The organism is Flavobacterium sp. 102, assembly GCF_003634615.1.
Classification (GTDB): Bacteria; Bacteroidota; Bacteroidia; order Flavobacteriales; family Flavobacteriaceae; genus Flavobacterium.
Map to the genome: position 1 here is coordinate 3119889 of NZ_RBKX01000001.1, position 20148 is coordinate 3140036.

The window sequence follows — 20148 nt, forward strand, 5'->3', positions numbered from 1 at the left end:
TGCGATTGGGTTTTGTGATAACGAGGGTCTTCGACTCCCGATAGCTATCGGGACAGGGTGACAGTGTGTAGACGATTGGGTTTTGTGGACTGGGGAGGGTTTCGATTTTTAAGGAAGGAAGTAGTGATTAGATGATGGGATTGGGAGAAGGATATTGGGGTGGTTTGGTGTGAAGTTGTTATGCAAAGGTTCTGAGGTTCTGAGGCACTGAGGTACTAAGGTTCTGAGGCTCTAAGGTTCTGAGGCTCTAAGGTTTTTATTTGGTAGTTAACTTAGATGATTTTTTTTCTTGGTGGTTGCCCTTTGATTTTAGATAGCTATCGGGACAGGATGACAGTGTGGTGGATGATTGAGGTAAATTGGCAACTTTCTATCCATCAGCGGCATACTTATTGCGATTTCTTAATTTACTGAGAAACCAGAAAATGAATTAGGTGGCTTTTGGTTCTTAAGAGACATACTTTAGAAAACAAATGAGAACACCTCTTTTTTATTATTTTTTTATACCTTTGTATTGTGAAACAGCAGATTAACATAGCGACTATTTTCCCTAAACACCTTTTTTGGGATATGGATTATAATAAACTTAATCTTGACAGAGATAAGGATATTATTATTCCAAGGGCTATGTTTGCCACTACACCAGCAACCTTTGAAGAGGATATTAAAAAACTTGAGCAATTGTATACTCCAAGGGTTATTGTAAAATATCTTAAAGCAACCAAAGAGCGTATTAGTAATAGTGTATGTAAAATGGTGTCGGAAAGATATAATGTGGAGTTATTCCATCGTTTCAAAGTATGAGTGCAGTTGCTGCCGATTTAATCTTACTAATCAAAGAACTTCAAATTTTACCCAGCTTGGCTGAATTTTCATTAGCCGGTGGTACCAACTTGGCCTTACGTTATAATCACAATAAAATCGATTGATATTGATTTAATTGTTCCTAAGATCGTAGGTAAAATTGGTTATGACAATATCATTAACGATGTACTACATCATTTTGGAGAAAAAATTGCATAATCATTTAGGCAAAGATTTTCCAAAACCAGAAGGGACTGAAATTTAAAACTCTAATTTGGCTACTACTTCTAAAAAAACATTAAAATTTATTGGCACGGTGAGTTGTGAATTGGCCCTTTGACACTTCCCTTCGTCATCCCGATAGCTATCAGGACAGGGTAAACTCAGCTCAGGATGACAAAGTGATTATGATTGTTTTTGTGGTTAAAGAATAAGTGGCGTTGCAGCTTCTCCTGAAAATCAGACACTTTCTAAAGAGTCCCTAGTTTAAATTTTTCCAAATCAACGGCGATTACCGCCGCAAAAAGAAGAATTGGCAAACTATTTTTGTCACAAATAGTTACCAAATTTGTGACCCATTTAAAAGTGTAATTAGGTAACGTTTATACCATTTAGAGTTAATTATAATTTCAAAGTGCTTTGCATCTTCTTTTCAATCAGATCCATCGATTCTTTGGTGACACCTGCTTCTTTGGCATACCGTTTCCATTGGGATATAGCATGCTTAACCTGCTCTATGATTACAGCTCCATTTTTCAATCTAAATTCATTCGCCAATTCAAGCAAATGGCTTTTTCCCGGATTCGTGCCTTCTCTGGCTATAGTAGTACTGTGCATTCCGTGTAAAGAATTGGAATAAGTTAAATCATAAGCGGGTGCCAGTTGCCATTTTCCTGCTGCATCCATCAGATAGGATATGTTTTTACTGTGATCGTCCCGGTTATGAGCAAAAACATTAAAAGCAGCTATCCTTAGTATTTTCTCCTGTCCGGCTACATCCTGTTCCAGTCGAAAAGTGGCATCCATCAAATTACCGTAATCCATGGTACTATACCTAAAGTTGTCATTCAGCATACCGGCTGCCGAATGCAAATGAAGTCGGCCATTTTCGCTTCTGTCAAATCGTTTAGTGCCAAAAAACACCTTTCCCGATTCGGTTTCAAATAACTTACAAGGATTCATATTAATTCCTGCAGTTAGCGCCATTTTATGATATGCATATTCTATTGAAGCAATATCGGTTCTGTCATTGGATGATGGAAATTTTATAAGCCAGTGTTCATATCCCTTCGGCAAAGGCTCTATACCATGAATCAAATGTTCGGTTTTAGGATGATATCCAACAAGTATCTTAGGTCTTGCCCCTCCCGAGGAACCACCCATTTCATATAATTCATCAATCGCTAAAGAACTAGCACCTTGTAATACCACAGTCATTTCTTTGGCAATCGCCTCTAAATCAACTAGTAATGTTTCTTGAGCAGCCGTTTCAATTTGAGGACGATAAAGCAACGCTCCCATACCCTTTAAACCAACATAGGACAATCGCTGTAAAGGCGTAATATCTTGTACTAGAATACCTTTTGCAGTCAAGGTTCTGTCCAATAATAAACGTCCCCATCCGTCAGGCAATGAATCCGAAAACACACCAAACAATCCTTCAAAGGGTTGCACGGGCGCAGTATATATACTATCATTCAACGGTAAATAAAAAGGAGAAAGTTCAAGTCCTGTTTTAATAAATTCCGTATAATATTTAAAATAAATACCTCTGCCTTCCTTTATCAATTCTCCAACTTGCAGTTCTTTATCACCAAAATCAAGGGAAACGGTAACTTTTTGAATGGGTTTCATTACTATCTGGTTTTATCACTGAATAATTTGGCTACACTTCCTAAATCAGCATCAATACTGAATACAGGGGTAAAATCGTCAAGACGGTTAAAAAAATAAGCCAATTTCAATAGTGATTCCAACGAAATTTGACCCGTTGTTTCAAAACGCTTGATGCTTCCAAAAGATACACCAGATCGTTTAGACAATTCAAGCTGAGATATTCCGTTTTTTTTTCGCAATTGCTGAACCTTCAGGACTAGTTCTTCCATCACAGCAGTTGGCGTTTTTGTGGCACTGTATTTTGACATAAATATATAATATATTATACAAATATAGCAAAATAATCTGAAAATAGATAATATATTATATACTATTTACAAATAAATAGTAGCAAAACTGAAACTTATATTAAATTAGTACTATGCTAAAATTACTTTTCAGCGCATTTCGATGAAGATATGAGTTGTGAGTTATGAGTTGTCATGCAAAGGTACTGAGGTACTGAGGTTTGCATTTTGTGATTAGCGAGGTTCTTCGACATCCTGATAGCTATCGGGACACTCGCAGTGACGTTTAAAATAGTTGTCCACTAATTGAAAATTGATATATTTGCTATATACCTTAAAACTATGATTCGAAAATTACTCATTTTACTGTCACTAAGCTTCTTTGCTCCCATTTTGGCTCAGCCGCTTTCCGGCGTTTATACCGTTGGAGGCACTTCTCCGGACTATGCCACTGTGGTTACTGCAGTAGCGGCCCTGGAAACCAATGGCGTTTCAGGTCCTGTAACCTTCAATATCAGATCGGGCACTTATGCTTCCCAGTCTTTTACACTTACGGAAATAACCGGGCAATCACCCACTAACACCGTCACTTTTCAATCTGAGACAGCCAACGCCTCAGACGTTACTTTTACCTCGTCAACCTTCACTTTTACTCAGGGGTCCCAATATGTAACCGTTAAAAATATCGGGTTAAGTGGTGGCACCAGAAAAATATATATAAACGGTAATACGTACGTCGGTCATTTTAACATCCTCAATTGCATTTTCACCAACACGCTCACATTGAGCGTTGACAGCCTCAACAACATTAATGTTGCAAACGCGGTAACCCAGATAGCTGTAATCAATGGATATGATATTGTCATAGACGGAAATACTTTTAACAATGCCGGTGTGTGCATCAATAAATCGGGTTCGCTTACCGATAATTTTACTTTTAGCAATAACATCATCAACGGTGGGATTATGCCTATTTCTATTTATCAGGGACGGGATGTAACCATTAGTGGTAATGAATATTCGGGTAATATCCTCAGGAATATTATGTCGGTCACCAATTCAGATGACAATCTCATCATATCCGGAAACCGGTTCAAAGCCAATACAACGACAACCGGTCTTACTTTGTCAACGATAAGTGGTAATTATACTGTTGGTACTAATCTTAACCTGTACAATAACTTTTTTTCGATGGCAAAGGAACTTGAGGTTCAAGGTTTCTATGATACAAACATCAGGTTTAACTCCTTTAGTTCAAGCAACAGTATTTGCCTTTCCATTACTGAATCCTCTGACCTGAACGCTTATAATATTTATAATAACATTTTTAAAAACCCTTACGACAAAGCGAGTATTAGGGCACATATGCCGGCTACATTGACCAAATTACATATGAACTATAATGCATTCCGCAATCACTCCTTAGTTATTCACAGGTACTATTCGGGTGAAGGGATAGAGTCCTTTTATAATTTCAGTGATTGGAAAGTTTTATCAGGGGAAGACATGAACAGCAAAATTTCGGGCAACGTTTTTGGTTCAGAACCCGATCTTCACGCTCCGAATTCAATAGTAATTAATGGGGCAGGAACGCCAATCAGTGGCATATTGACCGACATTGATGGCCAGCCCAGAAATGCCGTTAATCCTGATATTGGTGCCGATGAATTCGATATGGATCCCGCAACATTCCGTGACCTGGGAATAACGTTAGTTACTCCTGCCAGTATTTGTGATGTCTCAGCCCTTCAGGTTTTGGTTACCAATAATTCACCTTTTGAATTAACAGGCTTCGATATAGAATGTGTAATCAACAGCAACCGTGGTAATTTTAACCATTATACCAATACACTTGCTCCCGGCGAATCAGTTAGTATTGCGGTCACAGGATGTGCGATTACACCTAATACCTGGTACGAAGAATTAGAGGTTAACGTGGCCAATCCGAGTGGAGGCATTGATAACAATTTTTCCAACGACCGGATTATCCTTGAAGATTTATTTCAATTAGGGCCCTTTGAAATTGGCATAGAAAGTAACGATTGCAACACTGCTACTAAATTATATATTCCTCAATTTTATGGCATGACGCAAGTTTGGTCCACCGGAGCAGTAACACCACTTATTACGGTTCAGAATCCCGGAACCTATTCTGTTACCATCACCGATATCGGTGGCTGTACTATCACTAAATCAATAACTGTTAACTAAGATGATCAAAAAATACTTTTATCTGCTTTTTGGAGTTTTGGCAACACTACCGGCAGTATCGCAAAATTGCGACATCATGTTTACCTCTGCCAAGACACCAAATGGCATAGTAATCGTGGGCGAAATTCCAGGAGATATTTATACAATTGCCGCCATACCGGTGGTGTCATTGATTTCACCCGATGGTGAAACGCTTTGGCGCATTGAGAATACGATTAATCCTTATCTGAATATTAAGCTAATAGACATTCCTTATTTTGATGATTCCTATGTTTATATAAGAATATTGATTAATGAAACCCACCAGAACAGTATAACCAGAACCCAAATCTGGAAAATGTCGCTGCAAACCGGCGATATCATTTGGAAATCAGCAATGTTTTTATCAGATGATGATGAGGAAGCGACGATACAAAACTACAACGATAACCAGTTCTTATTCTACTATGGCATCCGTGACAATAATGGTGGCACTATTGCCGGTTATCGCATTTTGCTGATGAACAAATCGGATGCGGCAACCACACAAATCAATGAGCACATTGGTAGCCTGCAAACGTTCAAGCCTAAATTGGACAAGAACAACAATTTACTGATTGGCTACAAAACGGGTACTTATGCGACCCTACGCAAAATAAACGGTCTCAACCTTCAAAGTGTCATTTGGCAGAAAACCTATATCCATGGTTCGAGCCAGGCCAGCCTTGAAGATATTGACAGGATGATTGTTGACAAATTCAATAATTTTTATGTTTTGGGCGCAGGTGATATGTTCAGGATCAATGTGGATAATGGTGCCGAAATGTGGAGTATACAATCGTTAACAGTTGATAGTCGAATTACCGATTACCATTTTTTTGATAATTACTTTTACTTTAGTTCTGCCCATAATTATGTCGGCTCTGTTTCCACGCAATTCCGGGTTTCAAAAATTAACCTGACCAACGGGACAACCCTATGGACCAGCTGGGACGCGAACATGACACCTGTTGGTGCTCCGATTCCCTCGACTACGGGCGAAAATGAAGCCGTGCTTTCCTTTGACCTCGATTGCCAAGGGAATGTTTTTGCAACAGGCTACTACGGCTCTGCCAATTATGCCCCGGGAGCCTGGGGTATTATGAAAATATCCGGACAAACAGGACTAAAGATGACTGACCTTACCGTGACCAATAATCCTGTCACGCTAAATTTAATGAGTTGTGGACTTTCATCGTATATTTATAATGATAATCCTGTATTTATAGGAAACCTGCAATATTCGACTCTTCAGGCGGTTCGCGTTTTCGTAAAATCAGATAATAATTTGGCCGGAATCAATACAAAAGTTTACCAATGTTTAGTTGATAGTGATAATGACAGTGTGGCCGATTGGGACGAAGATGTTAATGGCGTGAATTTCCTTGCTGATGATAATACGGATAACACCGGGCAACCCAATTATCTTGACAACGATGACGACGGCGACGGAATACCTACAATTTTGGAAGATGCCAATGGTGACGGTAACCCATTAAATGATTTTTCAGATCCCTTACACCCTAACCTTCCCGATTATCTGAATCCGGCAATTACGTTGTCGGTAAATGAGCATAATTTAGGTTTTAGGATTTATCCTAACCCCACAAGAGACCGATTGAATATTGAGTCTTATGGACAGCCAATAAAGTCTGCCGTAATTTATGCCGTAGGAGGTATAGAGGTTTTACATTGTACCGAAAATTGCTACTCGTTTGACCTTTCTCATCTTGCATCAGGTCTTTACTTTATAAAAATCAGCGACGGCGAAAACAGCATAACGAAAAAAATCATCATAAAGTAATACGATGTTTAAAGTTTAATAAAAAAGGACAGCTGTTATCTGTCCTTTTTTTATTGGCTCTACAACTTACTCCGTAACTGTTGTTTTATTATGTCCCAAAATCCCATAACATTTCCCAAAATTCCTTGACAACCGATTGTCATAATACACTGGCTAAGTTTAGAATTTTATTATCTTTATCCCTAATCGTAAAATGCTCTCCTAACAACAATGAATTGGAATAAATATCTTTTTACAGAAGACGAATTTATCTTGGAGATGGATAGCCTGACCGTTAAAAGAATTCTTACCAAAAATGATTTTCTAAAATTTACAGCGGTGTTTGAAGACGGCCAGTATGTGATTCGGTCCAATATATCAGTTGGGGTTTTAATTATCAACGGCTATAAAGGCATGAGTGTTTCAACCCATGCAAAAATAACGGCAGATGAAGAGAAAACAATTGTGCATCTAAAATCCTCGGTCAGACCTGAATATTACCTAATCACTTTCGCTTTTATCTTTTTTTTAGCCATAGGATTTATAAAAGATTTCGGATGGAGTAGTCTTGGACTTTCTGTGTTTTTCATTATTACATTTCTATGGTTTAGATTAATTATTCAGTCGCAGGAGGAATCACTTCACCAAGTAATAAAGACTTACTTTCAAAACCTTGATGACCTGAAAACTAATAAAGGTTAAAGGAACTGAAAGCAGAGGAATATCGCTTTTTTTGAACAAGATGGGTTCCCACCTGTGCGGGAATGACAATAAGGTGAAGTAGCTTCTCGATTTCCTTCGGCAGTCGGCTTCGCCTCGTGTGCTTCGCTCCGTTCGGCTAAAGCCTCGGGTCATCTCGATAGCTATCGGGACAGCCTTCGACAAGCTCAGGGTGACAGTGTGGTGGCGATTGGGTTTTGTGGTTAGTGAGGGAGTTATAAGTTGGGAGTTGGAGCTTCAACTCCCGATAGCGGGGGTGTACTTGGAATCTTTGATTTACTGATGCCAACTAAAGACGGAACATTAGCTACAATAACTTTGTGCTTTTGCGAAAAAAAAGTACTTATGATAATATCAAATGATAGTATCAATGAAACCACATTACGACCTAACTCCGAAAATCTTAAAATTAATAAGTTTCATTTCAGAAAAAATTGGAAAAGTAAATGCTACTTATCAACGTATTCAAAGATTTGTCGTCTGCGACAGCCAGCAGAGATTTGAAAAAAGGAATTGAACTGAATATGTTTGACAGTATTGGTACTCTGAACAAAACGAAATATATAGTAAAATAATGCAACAGTCTAAACAATTCAAAGTAAACACCTAAAAATCAATAATAAAGACTACCTTCGCCACTTAATAATCATTTTTATGAACGAAGGAACAATTAAATTTTTCAATGAAGCCAAAGGCTTCGGATTTATTACGCCAAGCAATGGCGGAGCAGACTTATTTGTACATGCAACCGGTCTTAATGGCGCGGTGCAGGAAAACGACAAAGTGTCTTATGATGTAACGGACGGTCAAAAAGGGCCAACCGCAACCAATGTAAACGTTATCTAAGATATATTTTACCAGTGTTTGTTAAAAGCCAATCCTTCTGATTGGCTTTTTTTTTGTTTTAAGTAGCCCCCGGACTAATAATACTTTTCCAAAAATAAAAAATACAGGGTTCCAATAGTACACAACTTGTTTTCTAAATCTTTTAAAATCCGTAACTTAGCACATCGCTAAACTTAACGGTTATGAGAGTCATTCTTGTTTTTATCCTGCTCTTAACACTACTGTCCTGTGCTACAAAAAAGTATACCAAGGCAAGGCTGTTGCCTGACGGTATAAAAACAGCCACCGAAGAAGTATATACAGTTAAAGGCCATGAGAAAAAGCTTTTGCATACCAAGCAAATGGTCTTTACTAAAAATGGCCGCATCAAATACTCCAAAACAGTTGATGCCACAGGCAATACACTGCAAGAAACCCAAAAAAAATTATGGTTTGTGGTAGAATCGTATCCTGATAAAGAACCGTATTACTGCAAAACACGTTGGCAACCCAATCAGCGGGAACGCATTAGTTGCTATTCGAGAAAAAAATACAAACAAAATGAAGCCATATACCATTACAATCCCGATGGTACTATTGCAAAAATAACAGACAATTTTACCCCTTTTTATACCCGGTATTTTTATTATACCAACCATGAACTCTCAAAAATTGTAGTTCGAGACAAAAATGATCAACTCATTGACGAAGTTTTAATATCCTGTGCTTCAAAAGATGAAAAAGGAGCTTGTTTAAAAGAGATTAGGATTTCGACTAAAACAAACCATAAAGAAGAGATACGCTTCTCTGTTGAATATGATTGATAGAGCGTTATGAGTTGGGAGTTGGCCCTTCCCTTCGACTCCCGATAGCTATCGGGACAGGGTGGCAATAGTAGAATCAATCGGTTCCTTTTTTATGATTTCTTTAAGCTTAGCCGCTAATAATCTTTCCTATTTTTATGCTAAGAAAAACGCCCATGAAAATACTTTACTCCTTACTAATGTTTTGTTTTGTTCATCAGGTATATGCTGATCAGCCCAGAATGACATTTTCTTTTAAAAGTAAAAATGAAAGGTTTGAATTAAGGCCTTGTGATACTATTTTTTCAGATAACAAGTTATATACCGATTCTATTTATAATAGTGTTACTAAGAACTATCAAAAAACCTCTTATTCCTATCCTGACCGCTACTATTGGGGGTTATATGATAAGCAAACCAATCAAAAACTTTACACCATAAAAAATGACAGTTTATTTATAGAAATGAGGACCGCTGTCATTTCAGATGATGGGCAAAACATTATTATTATTGACGATTTTAGTGGTGCCTATGGTATAAAACAGTTTGAGATGGTCACTTTTTATCAAAGAGATGAGTTAATCAAAATTCTGACCTTGGGTGATTTGCTGGATAGTATGTGTAGCGTCACTTATTCCACAAGTCATATGCGATGGTGTTCTTATTTTGGTTTCAATGATAAGGAGGAATTCACCATTAAAACTTATGAATTTTACCATTACACTTTTAATAAAAAAGGCATTCTTCTGTATAGACAAAGTGATGCCTTAATTGGCCCAGATGATACTTTAGCAGACGGAAAAATTAAGCGAATAAAAAGGAATAGGTATCAAATTAAAATAGACTATTGCATACGAGGCAATCTAAAAGCAGAAGAAATTTTAGAAGTGCAATGCAAAGACAGCGCTATGAAAAAAATATATGGAAGACTTTACGGTTTTTTAAAATCAAGAAAAAAAGCATTGAAGAAAGAATTTACACGAACATTTTTAATAAAAAACGGTAGCTTACAAAAGCCTAATTTTGCTATACCTATTTACAATTCGCCCAACCATTGCAACAGATTGAATTCAATGTAATTACGAAAAACCTAATACTACTCATTTCCTCATCTCGATAGCGCAAAATTCCAATCCTCACAACAACCTAAATCCACACCTATCAGGTTTCAAAAACCTGTCAGGTGTAATATTTTCTCCAAAAACCAACTTTCCAACATTTCCAAGCCTTCCCAGCCCTCAAACGAGCTTCGGACTCCTTCAAACGAGCTTCGGACTCACAAGAAAAAGCTTCGGACTTCTTCAAACGATCTTCTGACTTGCATTTAACATCTTCGGAGGGTTTCAAACCAGCTTCGGGAGGCTTCAACTGGTTATCGGAAGGTTTCAAACGAGCTTCGGAGGGTTACGGAAGGACTGCTGAGGACGACAGAAGTCCTTCGACTCCCCATAATTATTGGGATAGGATGACAATGTGGTGTGCGATTCTTTTAGCTTTTTAAAAGTCTAAAGACTTTTAAACCTGACTGCCACCGGCAGTCCTCCTTTTAATTTCAAATACTCAGGGTGACATATTGTACACCGAGATTGTCTTTGGTTTTGAAAAAGAGGTTTCCTTTTCTTTTACAAAAGCAATTGACCCCAGCTCCGCAAATACTGCAACAACTAAATAAATGCCATGGGAATTGGGATTTGTAGACATCAGTAGTTCAAGATGTGTTATTATTCCAGTTTTTGATTTCAATTATCAATATAAAATCGGATGCAACCTCAAGCAAAAAAAGCATCTACCTCAACAAAGAAAAATGACCTTTATATTCTTTACCGTCTTGTCTTTTTACCACAAACCAGTAATCGTCAGCAAATAGTTCTCTGCCATTGTAAGTACCATCCCAGCCAAAATCAGAACCTTTAAAAATGGTTATTAATTTACCATAGCGGTCAAAAATATGTAACTCCATCAGTGGCTCAACCATTGAGAATTTGATCTGCCAAGTGTCATTACGTCCATCTCCGTTAGGAGTAAAAAATCGTGGATACATTAATAGAAATACACTATCAGTTGCTGTTCCACAACCTTTTTTATCTCTAACATAAACCATGTATTGTCCACTTGTCAAGCCTGAGAAAACATTACTATCCTGATAGACTACACCATTAAGCGAAAACTCATAATCACCATCACCCGTAACTTGAACTGCGATCGAATTTTGTTCGTCTGTCCAATCGTTAATCTCAATCGCTGTTATGGTCGCTACATTTGAATTATATACCACAAAATCTTTAGTAGTACTACATTGTATCGTGCCATAATCTTCAATCACTGTGACAGAATAGTTTCCGGCTGTTGGTATCGTTACACTTGAAGTTACACTTCCTGTGGACCAACTATAACTAGAAAAACCAGCAGGTGCTGTTATGATTATGGGATGACCTTCACAGATGGTATAACTATCCTCCATTGATAAAACAGGTTCTGCTTTGACGTGCAATTGAAAAGAAGTTGTTGCATAACAAGTATTACTCAATCTATTTACAATCCTTACATAGATAGTTTGTGGTGTTATAGTGTTTGCAAAATTAGCTGCCAAAGGATTACTTCCTGTATTCGCATCATTCTGAGAACTATGATAAGTTACTATAAAATCAATTGCGGATTGAGATCCTAAAACAACTGAAGTCTGTTGGTTCAAATCAAAAATCTCAACTCCGTCACTCCCATCATCACAAGCATATAAATTATCTGGTAGACTAGCTATTACCGGCATTGAATACAATCCTATCTTAAATGAGGTAGTTGCAAAACAAGTGGCATTTTGATTGTTTTCAACCCTAACATAAACCGTTTGAGGATTACTTATGTTTTGATAATTGAGTGCTAAAGGGTTATTATTGCTATTGGCATCATTTTGATCCAAATGAAAGCTAACATTGAAACTACTAGGATTTTGATTTCCTAAAACACTCGCTTTTACACTTTGCAAATTAAACATGCCCAAACCATCATTTACTACATCATCACAAATAAAAATATCATTAGGAATATTAGCAACCGGTGAAGAAAACAAACCAATTGTGAAATTGGTTAAAGCAAAACACTGGTTATTAGCCAAACCATAGACTTTAGCATAAATAACTGTAGTTCCTATCGGTAAAGAATAATTAGTAGCCAATACATTTGAATGATTACCAGCATCGGTCACATTTGAAAAATAAGCCACTCCAAAAGCTGTCGCAGATTGGCTACCCAAAAGTGTATTATTAAATTGGGCTAAATCGTAATTCATGTTTGGAGTTCCGCAAACTGATTGATTTGATATGCTATTGGCTATAACAGGTATTGCAGAAATGGTTATAGTCCTTGATTTAGTTATTGTTCCATTAGCTGAGGTGGCAGTCAACGTAACTATATAATTACCGGAAGCGGAATATTGATGACTGGGATTAATCATATTGGACAAAGGGCTGCCATCACCAAAATTCCAACTTGCACTTGTAACTGCCGTTGAGCTATTCAGGGTAAATTGTGTTGTTGATCCTAAACAGAAATTTTCTGCCGTGAAAGAAGCATTAAAAAATGAGGTAATAAAAGGCGGTAATCCCGATTTTACTAATTTAGTTGGAGATAAAGATTGCCCTACCTGAACATAATTACAGGCTAATCCTAAATCATTTGGATTGTTAATCACCCCTAAAGTGCCTAAATACCCTGTGGCACAATAAATCTTACTATTTGGTGCTAACTGTAGGGCAAATAAGTAACTATAGGTATTATAAATGACAATTTTTGATGCCGTAATATTGGGGCTTAACAAATCAAACTGAGCCAGTTCCATGTACTGGTTGACAGCAACACGATACGTTGCATACAGTTTTTCAGAATTCGGAGAAAACTCAACACCATAGGCCTGAACATTTGGCATTACATAGATAGGATTACTTACTATGCCAGTTACCCCATCAAAATCAAATAGCTCAACACTACCGCTACTAAAAGCAGCTTGTCCTACTGTTGTCCCGTTTTGTTGATGTGCCATAGCCAGTTTTTCTCCATTAGGAGAAGCTTTAAGATAACCAATGGCATTTCTGCGATAACCCAAAAGTGTTTGATTAGAACCTGCTGTAGAAACCACCGGAGTGGAAACCACCCCGGAAGCAGTTACTTTAAAAGCATAAAACTTATTGGTAAAATGAGTGATTACCCAATAGCTACCGTCAGTATCATTTTTAATCGCCGTGATTTTTTCCGCACACTTATACTTTATCTCTTCACCATTTGGATCAGTGTTATAAGTTATCAAATGATTGTTTCTTGAAACTACATTACCAATACTCCCATTACTTCCTGTTGCGCTTAAGTCTACAACACTATAATTAAAACCGTTATTTTTCCCATCATCATTTAAGGGTGTTTGGCCGCTATCGGTTTCCGTATAGCTGCCACTAAAAGCGTTCGGATAAGCAGCCGCATTTTGGTAATGAGGCTCATCAACTGTAAAAATATAATAGATATTTGGATCACCCGGTTTTGGAACTATAATCCCCGATTGTGTACTGGAGCCATCTCCGAAAAGTTCAGTCCCAAGATCAAAACTACCGTTTGGCATTTGAATGTGATTTCTGTCCCAAACAGTCCTGCCATCAGTGTAAAAAAGTAAGTTCCCATTGGCATCAGCTATAGAACTACAGCCTTCTTCAGTATTGAGCTGACCATCGGATAAAGGAGTAACTGTTCCATTAGTTTGGAACTTCAATCCGGCATTTTGCCCAAAATACCAAACACTCGCTTCCTGTTGGGAGAAGGCGAGTGTTGTTGTAAGGATGAATATGGTTATTAGCTTTTTCAAAATTTAATTTCAACAAATATATGCTGATTTTATACTAAAATGTCAACTCAGTAGACAGATGAAAATTACATCTTTTCAAACCTAATAGCTTTAGCATCGTTAATATCTACCATAAAATTTAAATCTGTTGGAACAGCATATTCTATTGTAAAACCAGAACTAGAAAGATGAGTGACGGTTGCTTCATCGAAAATTACGCCTCCTGCATATATTAAACCATCTGAATCCATACTATAGTCAGAAGTGCCCCAATTCTGCGTATCAACGCAATCCGGATAATAATTATACGTCGTAATCTTTCGATAAGCGAATATTTGCAGGTAATCCTGTTTAGTGGAGCAATGCCCTTCAAAAGGAACTACTGCTCCATCGGCTCTTGTTATAGATTTAAACTTCCATAATCCCGCAAGGGTTTGATAAGTGGGTTTGATGTCGCCATCGTCTTTGCTGCAGGATGCTAGCAGGGTTACTGCTGTGAGTAAGATTATGATTTTTTTCATTTTTCTATTTAGTGTTGTTTTTATGATATGATTTTTTTATTTCAAGCTAATTATCAAATAAAGGTGTCGAAAGTTGATACATGAGTAATATTAAAAAGTTTACCAAGATGTAATGATATTAGGACTTCGATAGTGAAAATATGATTTCCCATCCCAAGATGCGTTTTCAAATTCACTGTTACCAATCTGGCTGCCAATCTATCCAATCAGGATCAACATTTTTTACCTTTAAATAATAATATTCTACATTTTTAACTAAAATTATTAATGTGTCTTTTTTGAAATTCATGACACCGGCACCACCACCTCCAGCAACACCACCACCATTATAAAAAGTGCAGTATGTTTTTTTCTTTTTTACAAAATAAGTCCCTTGCAGTCCTCTCGCGGGTCTAAAATATTCTTTACTTAAAGCAATTCTTGAAGCATAACTGATTAATTTTCCTTTACCGTAAAATCTGATAAATGAATCTTCTTTTGGTATAAAAAAATCTCCAATGGTTTTATATTTTATTAACTGATATAATGCTAAAGTATCTAATGCTTTATAAATGCTATCAGGGGTGTTTAATTTTTTATTATCAATTATTCTTGCGGGTACATGATACTCATTGTATTGCACCTTATAACATGAACAAAATAACGATAAAACAAAAGCAAATAAAATTAATTTTACCATGATGTAAAGACATTAGGAGTTCTGTATTGAAAATAAGTGCTAGTACTGTTATAGGCTCAGTAAAAAAATAAAGGTGAATAAATTTTTCATAATATATGATTTAAGTATTGTTGTAAAATGCTTAAAATTCAATATAATTTGGGTACCATATTAACGCCAGCAAACAATCATCTACAAAGCATTTGATAGAATCAGCTGAAGAGGTAAATAATTAGTTAACTAAATATTTGCCAAAAAGCTACCTCCATTTACTTAGTAAATGTGAAAGTGGACTTAAAATGGAATCTTAATTGAAATCTGTTCTTTTTTTGAAAAAAGAAATAAAACCCGCAAGTGGTATTTTGGCCTTATTTAATACGAAAGTATATAAAAATTTGTAAGAAAAAAATATATTGTCAACTATTTGACATCCATTACTCCAAAATGCATATTGAAGTTCAAAAAAAGTAGTTTCAAAAAATTAGAAAGTAACCAGCTGAGCCTCAAAACCAAAGAAAACACTTCTCATCCTATCTACTCCTTAGCTCTTAAAAAAAATACCGTCACAATTATTGAAATAACTTTTCAAAGCTATTCGTCCTTCCATTAAAAATCAATAGACACTTCGGGAAAAACATTAATACACACTACGCGACTTGCGACGGACATGCCCACAGCATCTACGAGCTCCTTTAGAAGACAAATAAGTACGCATTTCGCAAAATTTTTATTCTAAGCTTATTTAAATAATGTGGAAATCGAGTATTAAACCTAACTCTGCGTCCTCTATTTTTTCTATACTAACAGATACTTTTTCCATAAGGATTAAGACTTTATGATAAAGTCACTATCTAGATATTTAAAACAATAAATATTTTTAAAAAAAACAGACCGATTGGTTTATTTTAATTACTTTTGACTAAATTAATTCCATTTATAATGATACTTTCAAAAGCAGACCGCACTAAACAATTCATAATAGAAAAAACAGCACCTATTTTCAATGAAAAAGGATTTCTCGGAACTTCTATGAGTGATATTTTAGAGGCTACAGGCTTGAGTAAAGGGTGTGTTTATGGCAATTTCGAAAACAAAGATGAAATAGCACTAGCTGCTTTTGATGAAAATTATAATACAATTGTGGCCTATTTAAGAAAACAAATCGAAGTTAGACCTAACATGATTGATAGATTATTAGTATATCCCGAGACCTATAGAAAATTTTTAGAACTACCATTCTTAAAAGCGGGATGCCCCATATTGAATACTTCAACGGAAGCCGATGATACGCATCCCTTGTTAAGGCAAAAAGCGATTACCGCACTTAATTTTTGGAAAAAAGCCATTGAAAAATCAATCGCAACAGGTATTGAAAGAAAGGAGATTAAAGCATCTACCAACGCAAATGAATTTTCATATATATTAATGTCATTAATAGAAGGTGCCATGATGCAATCTAAAGTTACTGGAAGTTCTGAAGCCCTTGTAGTTACTATGAAATATTTGGAAGAAATGATTAAAAATTTAAAGGAATAAAAAAATTTACAACAAAAAAGACCAATCGGTCTATTGTTAAAACACTCATAAATGGAAATTAAAACAGTAGAATCATTTCTAAACTACTTCGAAAAAGTCCGTGAAGGAACAAATCGAATTATTCACGTCATTCCAAAAGACAAAATGAATTGGACTTATAAATCCGGAAAATTCACAATTGCAGATATAATCAGACACATTGCTGCAATTGAAAGAAACGTGTTTGCAGAACTAGTATCAGGCAATATACCTTCTTATCAAGGATGTGGAAAAGAACTAGCAGATGGTTATGATGAGGTACACTATTACTTCAATGAAATGCACAAACAATCTCTACAAATTTTCAACTCGTTAAGTGATGAAGATCTCAATAAAAAAATAACAACATTAAGCAATGCTGAAACCAAAATAAGTAGTTTCTTAAGAGCGCTAGTAATTCACGAAATTCATCATTGTGGTGCACTATGTATCTATTTAAACCTATTAGATGTAGCAACACCTTCAATATTTGGGCTAACTGAAAAACAAGTGATTGAAAAATGCAATGTTATAAAAAACGAATAGTAGAAACCTTTAAAATTTTAAAAATATGAATACAACATATTTAGAAAGTGTAAAAAAACAATTTGAGTATTACAAAATGCTCGGTGATAAAACCCTTGCTCAAATACCAGACGAAAAACTCTTTTGGCAATACAACGACGAAAGCAACAGTATTGCAATTATTGTAAATCACCTAAGTGGAAATATGTTGTCCCGTTGGACAGATTTTCTTACTTCCGACGGTGAAAAAGAATGGAGAAATCGGGATCAAGAATTTGAAAACAGCATTAAAACTAAAGATGAACTGCTACAAAAATGGAATGATGGCTGGACTTGCTTTTTCAATGCACTAAGCACTATACAAGAGGATGATTGGTCCACAATAATTTATATACGCAATCAAGGCCACACGGTTTTAGAAGCTATCAACAGACAACTGGCACACTACCCCTACCACGTAGGTCAGATGGTGTTTATTGGAAAAATGATTCAAAATGAAAAGTGGGTTTCACTTTCTATTCCAAAAGGAAATTCTAGCACTTTCAATGCCGAAAAATTTTCTAAAGAAAAAAACAGAGAACATTTTACAAATGAGTTTTTAAATAAATCAAATAAAGATGAATAAAAGCGAAATAATAACCAACCTTATGGATTACCATGCCAAATTTTGGGAAACAGCAATTCAATTACCTAACCCAACTATTGGCATCAAGGGCAAATGGTCAGTATATCAAAATGTAGATCACATTAACATTTCAATAATGAGATTAGGCAATTATCTGGCACTGCCAAAATCGCAAATCGAAACACTCTGTGGTTTATCAGAAAGAAGGTCAACTACCTATGAAAAACTTGTCAAAATATACCTTAATGCTATGTCAAGTGGCGTAAAAGCAACAGATGCTTTTATCCCGGAATTAAATCTCAACGGAGATATTAAAGAGTTAATCAACCATGGTAAAAATCTACTCGAAATATTCATTTCTAATTTGAATGATTGGACAGAAGAGGAGCTAGACCTATACCATTGCCCACACCCGGCTCTTGGAACAATAACGGTCAGAGAAACACTGTATTTTACTATTTACCATGTGCAACATCACGAGAAAATAATAATGAATCATTATTTAAAAAATTGAAAAAAATAAGCCATGAATATTCGATTTTTAGAAGAAAATGATGCAGTGATTTATCGCCAATTAAGACTTAGCAGTCTTCAAGAATCTCCTTTTGCGTTTAGTGATAGTTATGAAGACCAAGTAAAAAATTCAATCATAGATTTTGAGTTGGAAATCAAGAAAACAGGTAATCCATTAGAAAGTTTCACTTTAGGTATATTTTCAAATCAAGACCAACTAATTGGCTTTGTGAAATTTAAAAGAGACCATCGTTCAAAAGCAAGACATCGGGCTTCTTTATTTTCGCTCTATGTTCAACCTAATCATAGAGGAAAAGGAATCGCAAAAAAACTTATAAGTAGTTTGTTAAGCACCATCGGACCTATAACAGAGATTGAACAATTACAACTTTCTACTATCATTTCTAAAGATTCATTAATTGACTTTTATAAAAGCTTTGGTTTTGAAATACTGGGTGATGTAATTAAAAATGATTTAATTATTGATAATCAATATGTTGATGCAATCTATATGGTAAAGCATTTAAAAAATAAAAACTGATATACAATGACATTTTAAAACAACACAAATATGAGCAATGGTTATGAAATTTTAAACACCGAGCATAGTGATTTAAAAATAATTTATCAATTGTTTGAAGAGGCAATCGATTATATAAAAAGGAATAATTATATCGGATGGACGACCTATGATAAGACCTACTTAATTAAGGATTTAGAAAACAAACTTCAATTCAAAATAACAGCAAACGATGAAATACTCGCAGTTTTTAGCATCTGCTTCAGTGATGCCCTTATTTGGAGAGAAATGGAAAATGGCGACGCAATCTATTTGCATAGAATTGTAGTTAATCCGGTGTTTAAAGGACAAAAGCAAATTGATAAAATTCTGCATTGGATAAAAGAATTTGCTGCAGAAAAGGGATTGAAATACATCCGTATGGATACTTGGGCAGCCAATCCAAACATAATTGAATACTATAAAAGCTTTGGCTTTATTCATATTGAAGATTACACAACGCCAAATACACCAGAGCTTCCCGATCAACATCGAAATCTCAAAGTGGCTTTATTAGAAATGGAGTTATAACCAATTTATTCAAGCGATATGAAACAAACAAAATGGTTTGACAGGAGTTTTAATTTTGATAATCAACAAAATATTTTTCCATCTATTTTAGAACGCCTTTCAGGAACTCCAATCAGATTGGAAGAGAAGGTTAAAGATGTGACAGAAAATATTTTGATATTTTCTGATGATAATACTTGGTCAATAAAAGAGAACATCGGGCATTTAATCGACCTTGAAACACTTTGGCAAGGAAGGCTTGATGATATTAAAAATGACCAACTAGAGCTACGACCAACTGATCTGCAAAACACTAAAACCGATTTAGCAAATCACAATGCCAAATCAATACAAGATCTTCTCTCTGATTTTAGAAAAATAAGAACACAAACTTTACTAACCCTTCGAGCTATTGATGATGAAACAGTCTTCAAATCAGCACTTCATCCCAGATTAAAAATACCCATGCGAACTATGGATCTTTATTTATTCGTAGCAGAACATGACGATCATCACTTGGCCAGAATAACGGAATTAATTGAAACTTTAAAAAGAAATTAAAACACGAATA

At 35.8% G+C, this 20148-nt stretch carries 21 protein-coding genes; 16 read left to right on the forward strand and 5 right to left on the reverse strand.

Features of this window, described 5'->3' with window-relative positions:
* Positions 1 to 570 precede the first annotated feature (570 nt).
* Positions 571 to 804: a hypothetical protein gene (locus tag C8C84_RS13745; RefSeq protein WP_199717178.1), complete on the forward strand. Its 234-nt coding sequence runs from the start codon at positions 571 to 573 to the stop codon at positions 802 to 804.
* A complete protein-coding gene (locus C8C84_RS17235) occupies positions 801 to 929 on the forward strand; it encodes a hypothetical protein (RefSeq protein ID WP_255415817.1) in 129 nt (42 codons plus the stop codon). The genes C8C84_RS13745 and C8C84_RS17235 overlap by 4 nt, the downstream gene beginning before the upstream one ends.
* Before the next feature lie 496 nt (positions 930 to 1425).
* On the opposite strand, the gene C8C84_RS13750 is transcribed toward C8C84_RS17235, so the two are convergent.
* Both C8C84_RS13750 and C8C84_RS13755 read right to left on the reverse strand, forming a co-directional pair.
* Entirely contained in the window at positions 1426 to 2658 is a 1233-nt protein-coding gene (locus C8C84_RS13750) for a type II toxin-antitoxin system HipA family toxin (protein ID WP_121314191.1), read from the reverse strand.
* 2 nt (positions 2659 to 2660) lie between these two features.
* A complete protein-coding gene (locus C8C84_RS13755; RefSeq protein ID WP_121314192.1) occupies positions 2661 to 2948 on the reverse strand; it encodes a helix-turn-helix domain-containing protein in 288 nt (95 codons plus the stop codon).
* Positions 2949 to 3269: 321 nt separating this feature from the next.
* On the opposite strand from C8C84_RS13755, the gene C8C84_RS13760 reads away from it, so the two are divergent.
* From C8C84_RS13760 to C8C84_RS13790, 7 genes are all read left to right on the forward strand, one after another.
* A complete protein-coding gene (locus tag C8C84_RS13760) occupies positions 3270 to 5138 on the forward strand; it encodes a hypothetical protein (protein WP_121314193.1) in 1869 nt (622 codons plus the stop codon).
* Between the two features lies 1 nt (position 5139).
* Positions 5140 to 6960: a T9SS type A sorting domain-containing protein gene (locus C8C84_RS13765; protein ID WP_121314194.1), complete on the forward strand. Its 1821-nt coding sequence runs from the start codon at positions 5140 to 5142 to the stop codon at positions 6958 to 6960.
* Between the two features lie 210 nt (positions 6961 to 7170).
* The gene (locus C8C84_RS13770) at positions 7171 to 7641 is read left to right on the forward strand and encodes a hypothetical protein (protein WP_121314195.1); all 471 of its coding nucleotides are present in this window, start codon (positions 7171 to 7173) and stop codon (positions 7639 to 7641) included.
* A 464-nt stretch (positions 7642 to 8105) separates the two neighbouring features.
* Entirely contained in the window at positions 8106 to 8234 is a 129-nt protein-coding gene (locus C8C84_RS17240) for a hypothetical protein (RefSeq protein ID WP_255415818.1), read from the forward strand.
* A gap of 79 nt (positions 8235 to 8313) precedes the next feature.
* The gene (locus tag C8C84_RS13780; protein WP_121314197.1) at positions 8314 to 8505 is read left to right on the forward strand and encodes a cold-shock protein; all 192 of its coding nucleotides are present in this window, start codon (positions 8314 to 8316) and stop codon (positions 8503 to 8505) included.
* A gap of 182 nt (positions 8506 to 8687) precedes the next feature.
* Positions 8688 to 9308, forward strand: a complete 621-nt coding sequence (locus C8C84_RS13785) for a hypothetical protein (RefSeq protein WP_121314198.1) — start codon at positions 8688 to 8690, stop codon at positions 9306 to 9308.
* Between the two features lie 155 nt (positions 9309 to 9463).
* Positions 9464 to 10366 carry a hypothetical protein gene (locus tag C8C84_RS13790; RefSeq protein WP_147406864.1) on the forward strand — a complete coding sequence of 301 codons (903 nt, stop codon included), beginning with the start codon at positions 9464 to 9466 and terminating at the stop codon, positions 10364 to 10366.
* Between the two features lie 707 nt (positions 10367 to 11073).
* Here the strand turns inward: C8C84_RS13790 and C8C84_RS13800 are convergent.
* From C8C84_RS13800 to C8C84_RS13810, 3 genes are all read right to left on the reverse strand, one after another.
* Positions 11074 to 14133, reverse strand: coding sequence for a T9SS type B sorting domain-containing protein (locus tag C8C84_RS13800; RefSeq protein WP_121314201.1), 3060 nt, complete (start codon positions 14131 to 14133; stop codon positions 11074 to 11076).
* Positions 14134 to 14198: 65 nt separating this feature from the next.
* Positions 14199 to 14633: a lipoprotein gene (locus tag C8C84_RS13805; protein WP_121314202.1), complete on the reverse strand. Its 435-nt coding sequence runs from the start codon at positions 14631 to 14633 to the stop codon at positions 14199 to 14201.
* Positions 14634 to 14811: 178 nt separating this feature from the next.
* Positions 14812 to 15312 carry a hypothetical protein gene (locus tag C8C84_RS13810; RefSeq protein ID WP_121314203.1) on the reverse strand — a complete coding sequence of 167 codons (501 nt, stop codon included), beginning with the start codon at positions 15310 to 15312 and terminating at the stop codon, positions 14812 to 14814.
* Positions 15313 to 16230: 918 nt separating this feature from the next.
* Here C8C84_RS13810 and C8C84_RS13815 point away from each other — a divergent pair.
* Genes C8C84_RS13815 through C8C84_RS13845 form a run of 7 tightly spaced genes read left to right on the forward strand, consistent with a single transcriptional unit; the run spans position 16231 to position 20138 of the window.
* Entirely contained in the window at positions 16231 to 16827 is a 597-nt protein-coding gene (locus C8C84_RS13815; protein ID WP_121314204.1) for a TetR/AcrR family transcriptional regulator, read from the forward strand.
* A 51-nt stretch (positions 16828 to 16878) separates the two neighbouring features.
* Positions 16879 to 17391, forward strand: coding sequence for a DinB family protein (locus C8C84_RS13820; protein WP_121314205.1), 513 nt, complete (start codon positions 16879 to 16881; stop codon positions 17389 to 17391).
* Between the two features lie 25 nt (positions 17392 to 17416).
* Positions 17417 to 17995: a DUF1572 domain-containing protein gene (locus C8C84_RS13825; RefSeq protein WP_121314206.1), complete on the forward strand. Its 579-nt coding sequence runs from the start codon at positions 17417 to 17419 to the stop codon at positions 17993 to 17995.
* The gene (locus C8C84_RS13830) at positions 17988 to 18509 is read left to right on the forward strand and encodes a DinB family protein (RefSeq protein WP_121314207.1); all 522 of its coding nucleotides are present in this window, start codon (positions 17988 to 17990) and stop codon (positions 18507 to 18509) included. Before C8C84_RS13825 ends, C8C84_RS13830 begins: the two co-directional genes overlap by 8 nt.
* A gap of 12 nt (positions 18510 to 18521) precedes the next feature.
* Positions 18522 to 19049, forward strand: a complete 528-nt coding sequence (locus tag C8C84_RS13835) for a GNAT family N-acetyltransferase (protein ID WP_121314208.1) — start codon at positions 18522 to 18524, stop codon at positions 19047 to 19049.
* Positions 19050 to 19079: 30 nt separating this feature from the next.
* Entirely contained in the window at positions 19080 to 19598 is a 519-nt protein-coding gene (locus C8C84_RS13840) for a GNAT family N-acetyltransferase (protein ID WP_121314209.1), read from the forward strand.
* Positions 19599 to 19616: 18 nt separating this feature from the next.
* Positions 19617 to 20138: a DinB family protein gene (locus C8C84_RS13845; RefSeq protein ID WP_121314210.1), complete on the forward strand. Its 522-nt coding sequence runs from the start codon at positions 19617 to 19619 to the stop codon at positions 20136 to 20138.
* The last annotated feature ends 10 nt before the right edge of the window (positions 20139 to 20148 follow it).

Excerpts from the sequence above, each read along its gene's own strand:
- C8C84_RS13745 (WP_199717178.1), top strand. The coding sequence starts at position 571 with ATGGATTATAATAAACTTAATCTTGACAGAGATAAGGATATTATTATT.
- C8C84_RS17235 (WP_255415817.1), top strand. The coding sequence starts at position 801 with ATGAGTGCAGTTGCTGCCGATTTAATCTTACTAATCAAAGAACTTCAA.
- C8C84_RS13750 (WP_121314191.1), bottom strand. The coding sequence starts at position 2,658 with ATGAAACCCATTCAAAAAGTTACCGTTTCCCTTGATTTTGGTGATAAA.
- C8C84_RS13755 (WP_121314192.1), bottom strand. The coding sequence starts at position 2,948 with ATGTCAAAATACAGTGCCACAAAAACGCCAACTGCTGTGATGGAAGAA.
- C8C84_RS13760 (WP_121314193.1), top strand. The coding sequence starts at position 3,270 with ATGATTCGAAAATTACTCATTTTACTGTCACTAAGCTTCTTTGCTCCC.
- C8C84_RS13765 (WP_121314194.1), top strand. The coding sequence starts at position 5,140 with ATGATCAAAAAATACTTTTATCTGCTTTTTGGAGTTTTGGCAACACTA.
- C8C84_RS13770 (WP_121314195.1), top strand. The coding sequence starts at position 7,171 with ATGAATTGGAATAAATATCTTTTTACAGAAGACGAATTTATCTTGGAG.
- C8C84_RS17240 (WP_255415818.1), top strand. The coding sequence starts at position 8,106 with ATGCTACTTATCAACGTATTCAAAGATTTGTCGTCTGCGACAGCCAGC.
- C8C84_RS13780 (WP_121314197.1), top strand. The coding sequence starts at position 8,314 with ATGAACGAAGGAACAATTAAATTTTTCAATGAAGCCAAAGGCTTCGGA.
- C8C84_RS13785 (WP_121314198.1), top strand. The coding sequence starts at position 8,688 with ATGAGAGTCATTCTTGTTTTTATCCTGCTCTTAACACTACTGTCCTGT.
- C8C84_RS13790 (WP_147406864.1), top strand. The coding sequence starts at position 9,464 with ATGAAAATACTTTACTCCTTACTAATGTTTTGTTTTGTTCATCAGGTA.
- C8C84_RS13805 (WP_121314202.1), bottom strand. The coding sequence starts at position 14,633 with ATGAAAAAAATCATAATCTTACTCACAGCAGTAACCCTGCTAGCATCC.
- C8C84_RS13810 (WP_121314203.1), bottom strand. The coding sequence starts at position 15,312 with ATGGTAAAATTAATTTTATTTGCTTTTGTTTTATCGTTATTTTGTTCA.
- C8C84_RS13815 (WP_121314204.1), top strand. The coding sequence starts at position 16,231 with ATGATACTTTCAAAAGCAGACCGCACTAAACAATTCATAATAGAAAAA.
- C8C84_RS13820 (WP_121314205.1), top strand. The coding sequence starts at position 16,879 with ATGGAAATTAAAACAGTAGAATCATTTCTAAACTACTTCGAAAAAGTC.
- C8C84_RS13825 (WP_121314206.1), top strand. The coding sequence starts at position 17,417 with ATGAATACAACATATTTAGAAAGTGTAAAAAAACAATTTGAGTATTAC.
- C8C84_RS13830 (WP_121314207.1), top strand. The coding sequence starts at position 17,988 with ATGAATAAAAGCGAAATAATAACCAACCTTATGGATTACCATGCCAAA.
- C8C84_RS13835 (WP_121314208.1), top strand. The coding sequence starts at position 18,522 with ATGAATATTCGATTTTTAGAAGAAAATGATGCAGTGATTTATCGCCAA.
- C8C84_RS13840 (WP_121314209.1), top strand. The coding sequence starts at position 19,080 with ATGAGCAATGGTTATGAAATTTTAAACACCGAGCATAGTGATTTAAAA.
- C8C84_RS13845 (WP_121314210.1), top strand. The coding sequence starts at position 19,617 with ATGAAACAAACAAAATGGTTTGACAGGAGTTTTAATTTTGATAATCAA.